Annotated in this window: 6 protein-coding genes; 1 reads left to right on the plus strand and 5 read right to left on the minus strand. The window is 54.9% G+C overall.

Features of this window, described 5'->3' with window-relative positions; translation table 11 throughout:
- Positions 1–2 precede the first annotated feature (2 nt).
- The 5 genes from INT21_RS05475 to INT21_RS05495 form a co-directional block, all read right to left on the minus strand.
- Complete coding sequence (locus tag INT21_RS05475) at positions 3–479, minus strand: phosphatidylglycerophosphatase A family protein (protein WP_193084934.1); 477 nt, start codon at positions 477–479, stop codon at positions 3–5.
- A complete protein-coding gene (locus INT21_RS05480; protein WP_193084935.1) occupies positions 479–1,240 on the minus strand; it encodes a tellurite resistance TerB family protein in 762 nt (253 codons plus the stop codon). Before INT21_RS05480 ends, INT21_RS05475 begins: the two co-directional genes overlap by 1 nt.
- A gap of 105 nt (positions 1,241–1,345) precedes the next feature.
- Complete coding sequence (locus INT21_RS05485) at positions 1,346–4,411, minus strand: AAA family ATPase (protein ID WP_193084936.1); 3,066 nt, start codon at positions 4,409–4,411, stop codon at positions 1,346–1,348.
- Positions 4,408–5,556 (minus strand): metallophosphoesterase family protein, encoded by a 1,149-nt coding sequence (locus tag INT21_RS05490; protein WP_193084937.1) that lies wholly within the window; start codon positions 5,554–5,556, stop codon positions 4,408–4,410. The genes INT21_RS05485 and INT21_RS05490 overlap by 4 nt, the downstream gene beginning before the upstream one ends.
- A gap of 145 nt (positions 5,557–5,701) precedes the next feature.
- Positions 5,702–7,342: an SLC13 family permease gene (locus INT21_RS05495; protein ID WP_193084939.1), complete on the minus strand. Its 1,641-nt coding sequence runs from the start codon at positions 7,340–7,342 to the stop codon at positions 5,702–5,704.
- Between the two features lie 270 nt (positions 7,343–7,612).
- Between INT21_RS05495 and INT21_RS05500 the strand changes: the two genes are divergently transcribed.
- Positions 7,613–8,233, plus strand: a complete 621-nt coding sequence (locus tag INT21_RS05500; protein ID WP_193084938.1) for a CDP-alcohol phosphatidyltransferase family protein — start codon at positions 7,613–7,615, stop codon at positions 8,231–8,233.
- The last annotated feature ends 49 nt before the right edge of the window (positions 8,234–8,282 follow it).

Genomic DNA, 8,282 nt, shown 5'->3' on the forward strand with positions numbered 1-8,282 from the left:
GGCTACGGGTCTGAGCGCACGATAAATTTTGAATAGCCACTTAGGGCCATCACTACCCACGTCACTAACGCCGCAATAACATCGTCTAACACAATTCCGAAGCCACCCTGCACATACTCTGCCAAATGAATTGGCGGCGGCTTCAGCGAATCAAAGAAGCGATAAACGCCAAACGCCAGAGCCATAACGAGTGGATTTCGGGCGGCTGTTAGCCCCAATACCGCTAGCGGGAACGCGACATATTCGTCGGCGACGATGCTGCCATGGTCAGCACCCGCAAAGTGCAGCGAAGCTGCATGGCATACTGGAACAGCTGCAGCAACTAACAGCCCCGTTATGGCCGCTTGCTGACGGGTTGGCTTACTTAACAACCACCACGCTAATGGAATTCCCAGCAGCGAACCTACCGTACCCGGCGCCACCGGCGCTAGCCCCAGCCCAAAGCCGGTGGCTAGCCAAAAATTAATGGTATCCAGCATTAACCGGCCTGCTGCGCCTGGCGTTCAAGTTCGGCAGCCATGTCGGGCGAGAGATTCAGCGCACTTGCCAATTGATCCAACCAAGCGCGCTCCATGGGATTTTGATCATCAGTGACAGCGACGCTGATCAGATACATCTCGCGGGCAGCCTGGGGGGAGTCAGCTTCACGGGCGAGTGTCTGAGCATCCAGCGGGGCGTTGAGCTGCTGCTCGACCCAGCGATGCATCTCCTGGTCGGCGCCTAGCGCATCGATCTGCTCCGTGATGAGTGCCTGCTCTTGCTCATCAATGTGGCCATCAGCTCTGGCGGCCATAATCATTGCCTGCAACAGCTCAAGGCTGCGCCGCTCTTGATACTCACCGCTAAGCACTTCTACCCGTTCGCCCTCGGATGCATTTTGAGCAGCACTGGACGAGTTAGCCGCATTTTTCCCTTCCTGAGAGCTTTGCCATGCTTTCCAGGCCAGCATGCCCACACCAGCAATTGCGCCGTACTTGAGCGCTTTACCGCCCATGCTACGACCACGCTTAGAGCCAATAAGCATGCCCATTGCGCCACCACCTAACAGGCTCTTCATATCAAAACCGCTAGAGCCGCCCCCTTGCCGCGAGCCCTGGCCTGCGCTACTGCTACCACCGCCTAGCTGGCGCGATAGCCCATCAATAACGCCTTTAACATCGAAACCGCTTCCGCTGTTTCCACTACTTCTGCTACCGCTGGCCTGCTTCATCAACTGTTGTAAAATCTTGCTTGCGTTCATCCTTGCACTCCTAAGTGGATAGTATCTCTAGGGCTCGCTAGACGATTCACTTCCGTTATAAAACATGCTGTATGAACGCAGCATGAATTAACGCCACCCCAGGCATTAAAGAAGCGCGCCCTTCACTTCCACCGAGCTACCAAGTCGGCTGGCACGCACTTCAACACGGACAGGCATTTGCTCTTTGAGTTCGCTGACATGAGAGATAATCCCGATCATTCGCCCGCCCATTTGTAACTCACTGAGCATAGCAATCGCTTGGTCTAATGCATCCTGATCAAGGCTACCAAAGCCCTCATCAATAAATAGCGTATCCAACTGAATCCCGCCTGCGTAGGCCTGCACCACGTCAGAAAGCCCTAGTGCCAGCGCCAAAGCCGCCATAAACGACTCGCCGCCGGAAAGCGTCGCTACCGAACGGCTCTTGCCGGTATAGGTATCGGCCACATCCAACTCCAATCCCGAGGCTTTGTTGCCCTTGGATGGGTCTTCGCGTCGTACCAACTGGTAGCGCCCGCGACTCATACGCACCAGCCGTTCAGACGCCTGAATCAGTACGTCGTCCAGCAGCACTCCTAGCACAAACCGCTGCAAGCTAATGCGATTACCGGTGCGCCCATTAGCCACTTCGCTTAATGTTCCCCACACCCAATACTGGGCTTCAAGCTCGGCCTGGGCCGCACGGGCAGCGGTAAGTTTCTGGCGAACTCCCTGCAACGTAGTTAACCGCCCATCTAGCGCCCGCCACGCATCGAGTTGAGTGTGCTCCTCCGCTTGGGCGGCTTCGGTGAGTGTGGCGAGTGCGGCGAGATCTGGCGGCGTTTTTTCGGCCAGCTGGGCGTGGTAATTGTGTAGCGCGCCGTCAAGCTCAGCCAAGCGGCGTTGATAGGCCTCTACTTGGCGAGCCAGGTCTTGCCGTTGGTTATCCTCTAGCTGAGCCGCCTGATAAGCAGCTTCACTTTCAAATGAACTAGCTTGTAGCGCCGTTTGCCACTCAGCCTGGGCCTGCTCAAGCGCTTGCTGATTACGCGCCAACTGCTGGTTTGCGCTGCGCAGCTGCTCTTCTGCCCGCGCCTGCTGGGTCTGGCTCGTCGAAAGCACCTGTTGCGCTCGCTCCCAGGCCTGTTCAAGCTCAGCAATTTGGTTATCAAGTTCAGTGAGCGTTTGGCGCATGGCCAACGGGTTACGGGCATCTTCTGGTAGTGATTGGCTTAATTGATCGCGCTGGCTCTCTAGCCGTAACGCCTCCTCTTTGGCCTTTTCAACCGCAGGCCGCTGGGCTTTGAGCTGTTTGTCCAGCGTGCCCCAGCCGCTACGTAGCTCGTCACGGGCAGCGCTTTGCCGGTTAATCTCACTCTCGACATGCTGCCGACGCGCGACTTGGCGGCGCAATTGTTCGCAGGCCTGTTGCAGCTCAAACGGCGGTTGGCTGGCCCAATCGCCTAACTGGTGACTAAGGCGCTGCGCCTGCTCAGCGTTGTAGCTAAGCTGCTGTGCTAACTGGTGAGCCTGACGCTCGGCGGTTTGGAAGGCGTGGCGGGCCTGCTCCTCAACTGAGCGGGCTTCTTCTACCTGCGCTTGGGTAACGAGATCAGCATGCTGAACCGCTGGGGATGGGTGTTCAAGGCTGCCACACACCGGGCAAGGCGCGTCCTCTTCCAGGGTGAGCGCTAACAGTGCGGCTTGCCCTTGGTGCCAGCGCATCTCTTGCTCAGTTGTGTGGCGCTTAGCCTGTTCTACTTCGCTGCGCCGACCGTTAAGCGCCGCCGTTACCTGCTGTTGTTGAGCGACAAGTTCACGCCCCTGCCGCATCAACGCCTCCAACTCCTGCCGCTGAGCTAGCAGGCTCTCATGGCGGCTCAGCTCTGCAGGGGCGCTGGCCAACTGCTGACTTTCCGTTTGCAGCTGCTCAAGCGTAACGCTTAGCGCTTCACCTTGCTGACGAATACCGTCTAACTGAGCTTCATCACGCTTAAGTATGCCATCGGCTTGCTGCCAAGCGGTTTGCGCCGCTTGCCAGCGCGCTTCAAGCTCACTTAACTGCTGGCTTTTGTGGATAAACTCGCCCAACTGACGATGGCGCTCGCGCAGTGCAGGTAGTTCGGTCTGGCGCTGGCGTGTCGCTTCAAAGCTACCTTTGGCTTGCTCAGTATTCGTACGCTGGGTAGTCAGCGCAGCATCGGCCTGTCGCTGCTCTTCCTGGGTGGTAGTGAGTGCCTGCTGCGCTTGGACTAACGCAGCCCTGTAAGGTCGCAGCGCTTGAGCGTGGTCGCTTTGGGTCAAGCGGTCCTGAAAGGCCGTTATTTGCGCTTGCTGCTCAAGGTGGCGTACTTTCTCCGTGGCAAGGCTGTCCCGCGCTTCAAATTGGCGCTGTAACGCTTGGGCTTCATCTCGTCGCTGTTCAGCACTACGGCGCTGCTGCTGAGCGGTTTCAAAACGCTGACGCGCTTGCCCTACTTGCGGGGTTAGCGCTTCTAACTCTTGCGCCAATGCCGCTTCGCTTTCCAGCTCGCCCCCAGCTAAAATGCCGCTGATATGCTGGCGGTGATCATTCACCGCTCGCTCTATTTGATTCGCCTGGGTACGCAGGCGCTCTTCAATACGCTGAAAAATTTGGGTTTGAAATAGCTGGGAAAAAATTTTCTCGCGATCTTTCGATTCCGCTAACAACAGTTCACGAAACTTCCCCTGGGGGAGCACCATGACTTGGCGAAATTGATTAGCATCCAGACCTATTAACGCGTGCAGTTGGCTATTGGCATCGGTGACCTTACGCGCCACCAAACATTCATCCTCATCACCTTCCGGGGTCAGCCGCCACAGCTGGGCTTCAGCACTTTGTGTGGTTGTACCTTCACCAGTGGCCTTGGGGCGCTCCTGCTGAGGCACCCGGCGCACTCGGTAAGCCCCATCGCGCAGCCGAAAATCCAAGCTCACCTCGGTCAGTAAGGTATCGGCGGCTTGGTCGCAACGCATTTGTCCGGCATCGCGGTCGTTACCGGTGGTTTGGCCGTAAAGCGCAAAACAGATGGCATCTAATATCGAGCTTTTCCCTGCGCCCGTGGGACCGTTAATCAGAAACAGTGGGCTTTTGCCCAGCGCAGTAAAGTCGATCGTTTCGCTGCCTGCAAAAGGGCCAAACGCCTGCATGGTGAGCGTTAACGGCGTCATGGCTGGCTCTCCTGCTCACGGCTTAGAGTGGTGATGAGCTCACGCATGGCGCTGGCCTGCTCATCACTCATGCTACCCCCGCTGGTTTGGGTAAAAAAATCACTAAACATATCCAACGCGCTGAACTGCAGCCGTTCGCGATCTAACTGCTGCCGCCCTTGCGCTTCTAACATGCCGGGCTTTTCTAAATGCAGCACGTTGGGGTAGACCTCGCGTAGCTTGCCCATGGGGTCAAGAATCGCGTGGCGGTCGGTCAAACGAACGAGTAGATAGTCATCGGCTTGGGTATCGGTTTTGCCTTGCGCTAGCAGCTCGGCCAGTTCGCCTTCCAGCACACGTACCTCTCGGCGCGGCGTCAGCGGGCGGTGTTCGATCTGGCTCACACCCTCGGGGCCAATATCCACCAGCGTGACGCCTTTGCGCTGGTTAGCCTCAGAGAAGCTGTATTTAAACAACGAGCCGCTGTAGCGAATATGCTCACCGCCGCGATATTGCGGTCCATGAAGGTGGCCTAAGGCGACATAGTCAAACGACTGCATCGGCTCCCAAGCGACGCTTTCCGCGCCTCCCAAGGTTAACGGTCGCTCTGAATCACTGGCACTGCCGCCATCTACAAAGCAGTGGCTCATAAGCACAGTAGGTCGGCCCGCTTGGCGCTGGGCGTTGATACGGTCGACTAAGTAACGGTGGGCGCTGTCGAAATCGCGGACATCCACCGAAAACTGGCTGCGCACATACTCCGGGTCAGCGTAGGGAATACCGAACACATCCACTTCTTCCCCATTAACCGACAGTGTCACTGGGTGATCGCAGGCAGATAGATCAGACAAAATATGCAGCCCTGCTTGGCGCAGGTGGCGCGCCCCAAACCCGAGTCGCTCAGCGCCATCGTGGTTGCCGGAAATCATAATCACCGGTAGGCCACGCTTTTCACACAGCTCACCAAGCACCTCATCTAACAGGGTGACGGCAGCGGATGGCGGCACCGAACGGTCGTAGATATCGCCTGCAACCAGCACAGCATCCACCGCATCGCGGTCGATAATATCCAGTAGCTGGTTCAATACATGGCGCTGGTCTTCCAGCAGAGAGAGGTTGTGAAACAGCCGCCCTAGATGCCAATCGGCGGTATGAAGTAGTCGCATGGCAGGCTCAACGCAAAAAAATATGCCCCATCATAGCAATCTGCCTTCCAAACTGTCCGTCACGCAGTACAAAAAGCTTGCTACCAAAGCTCTCTACAAAAAGCCCCGCACATGGCGGGGCTGAAGCAACAGTAGTGACTGGCGGTTAGTCGCGGAACGCGTCCGGATAGCTGGTTAAGTCAATACCCCACATGAGGGGCAATAAGAAATAAACCGCTGCGACGATTAGCAGTAGCGCGAAAATATTCAGCCAGAACCCATTGCGTACCATTTCAATAATTTTGATTTTTCCGGTCGCAAAAATAATCGCGTTGGGAGGAGTACCCACCGGCAGCATAAATGCGCAATTCGCTGCCATGGCCGCAGGTACCATTAGTACGAACGGATGGATATCCAACGCCAGCGCCAGTGAGGCAAGCACCGGAAGAATCATCGTGGCCGTTGCTGTATTTGAGGTGATTTCGGTCAAGAACAACACCATGCCAGCGGCTAACAAGATCACTAGCAAGAAGTTAACACCTTCCAGCACACTCATCTGGCCACCAATCCAGGCGGCTAATCCAGAGGAGCCAAAGCCAGCAGCAATTGCCAAGCCACCGCCAAATAGCAGCAGAATGCCCCAGGGTACGTCTTTGGCAATATCCCACCCCAGCAGGCAGCCGCCTTTGCTTGGCGAAGGAATTAAAAACAGCGCAATTGCCGCCATAATGGCGATCATCGTGTCGTTAATCCCCGGAATAGTGAGTATTTGGCCTTGCCACAGAAAAGAACGGGTAATCCAGAAAAATGCCGCTAACAGGAAAACAACCAGCACGGCTTTCTCTTCAAAGGTGATCTTACCCAGCGCGGCCTTTTCCTTAGCAATGAGCGCTTTGCCACCCGGAAGGTTGCTGAAGTTAATCGGGTAAATAAAGCGTGTCAGCATTAGCCAACCAATAAACAGCAGCACCACAACGACCGGGAAAGCAAACATCATCCAACTGGCAAAGGTAATTTCAACGCCAAACAGCTCATTCACAATCGCTGCCAGAATAATATTGGGAGGCGTACCAATCAGGGTACCCAAACCGCCGATAGTGCCGCCGTAACCAACGCCAAAAATCAGCGCTTTACTGAATTTATCGATGTCTTCGCTATGATCACCCTCGCTCTTATTAAGCTCCTGGGTTACCTGATAGACAATCGCGGTGCCAATAGGCAGCATCATCATGACCGACGCCGTGTTGGATACCCACATCGACAAAAAGCCAGTGGCCGCCATAAAGCCGAACACAATACTGTTAATGCTGGTGCCCAATACCGAAATAATGGTTAGGGCAATACGCTTATGCAAATCCCACTTTTCCATCGCCAGAGCAATCATAAAGCCGCCGAGGAAAAGGAAGATAATAGGGTTGCCGTATGCTGCCGTAACCGCACTACTCTCAAGGGCGCCGGTTATCGGCAGCAATACAATGGGCAAAAGTGACGTAACAGGGATAGGGATGGCTTCGGTAATCCACCACACGGCCACCCAAAGCGTAGTGGCAAGTACCATGCGGCCTTCTAAGCTAAGCTCCGCCGGATGAAAAAACAGCAGCACGAAGGCAAACAGCATCGGTCCTAGCACTAGCCCAACCTTTTGAGCAGTCGTATAGGCAGGTGGCTTTGGCGGTTTACTACCCGAATGTTGTTGCTCACCTGACTTAGCAGAGGATGAGCGTCCAGCGCCGGCGGCTGGCAACGCACACATAAGTAGGTTTTTGGCTTGGTCATGGGAGTGCCAAAGCGACTCCCAGAGTGTCATAGTGGCAGTTCTGCGCATTATCAAAGTACCGTTCGCAGTCAGGTGATCGAAAGGGAGCTTCTCTCAGCTCCTCCTATGGCGTATTTAAACCAGCCTAGCTGGCTTTTTGGTGCCCTTTATTCACTGCAGCCAGGTATTAGTCCAGCGAATTGACGAAAACTACAACCAAAGTCTAACAACTTTAGTTGTAGCTGTTAGCGCTCCTTACCCTGATGTGACACGGCACTTTTATCCCGCTAGGTTTGAGTCTTTTTCCAGGGAGGTACTCACATGCTCGACCGTTTTACTATGCCGTTGACCCATCGACCACTTGCCAGTATGGCTCGGCATCTCAACAACCAGCAGATTACCCCTGACCAAGTTACCTTAGTGGCTTTTTTAGTGGGTATCAGCGCGCTACCGCTATTAGCCTTTGAATATTATGTTTTGGCACTGATGGCGATTTTATTGAACCGCCTCGGTGATGGGCTTGATGGTGCACTTGCCCGGCTAAGCGGCCAGCAAAGCGATGCGGGTGGGTTCATTGATATCGGGTTAGATTTTGTCTTTTATGCTGCGGTAGTACTGGGATTCGCGCTGGCTAACCCTGGGCAAAATGCGCTAGCAGCAGCGCTATTGCTATTCGCATTTATCGGCACAGGGACATCGTTTTTAGCCTTTGCTATTGCGGCGAAAGCACGCAATGTTGAACGGCCAAACTTTCCACAAAAGGCATTTTACTATTTAGAGGGGTTAACCGAAGGCACAGAGACCGTGATCGCGTTAGTACTCTTTTGCCTATTTCCTGACTATTTTCCATGGTTAGCGGGGCTATTCGCAGTCGCTTGCCTAATCACGACTGCCACGCGGCTATGGGGAGGCTATTGGACATTGCGGTCGTGGCCAAGGTGATAATTCTAAGTGGCTATTCAAAATTTATCGTGCGCTCAGACCCGTAGCC

The organism is Halomonas sp. 3F2F (assembly GCF_014897805.1).
Taxonomy (GTDB): Bacteria; Pseudomonadota; Gammaproteobacteria; order Pseudomonadales; family Halomonadaceae; genus Vreelandella.

Coding starts and splice junctions, on each gene's coding strand:
- INT21_RS05495 (WP_193084939.1), bottom strand. CDS start 7,342: ATGACACTCTGGGAGTCGCTTTGGCACTCCCATGACCAAGCCAAAAAC.
- INT21_RS05480 (WP_193084935.1), bottom strand. CDS start 1,240: ATGAACGCAAGCAAGATTTTACAACAGTTGATGAAGCAGGCCAGCGGT.
- INT21_RS05500 (WP_193084938.1), top strand. CDS start 7,613: ATGCTCGACCGTTTTACTATGCCGTTGACCCATCGACCACTTGCCAGT.
- INT21_RS05485 (WP_193084936.1), bottom strand. CDS start 4,411: ATGACGCCGTTAACGCTCACCATGCAGGCGTTTGGCCCTTTTGCAGGC.
- INT21_RS05475 (WP_193084934.1), bottom strand. CDS start 479: ATGCTGGATACCATTAATTTTTGGCTAGCCACCGGCTTTGGGCTGGGG.
- INT21_RS05490 (WP_193084937.1), bottom strand. CDS start 5,556: ATGCGACTACTTCATACCGCCGATTGGCATCTAGGGCGGCTGTTTCAC.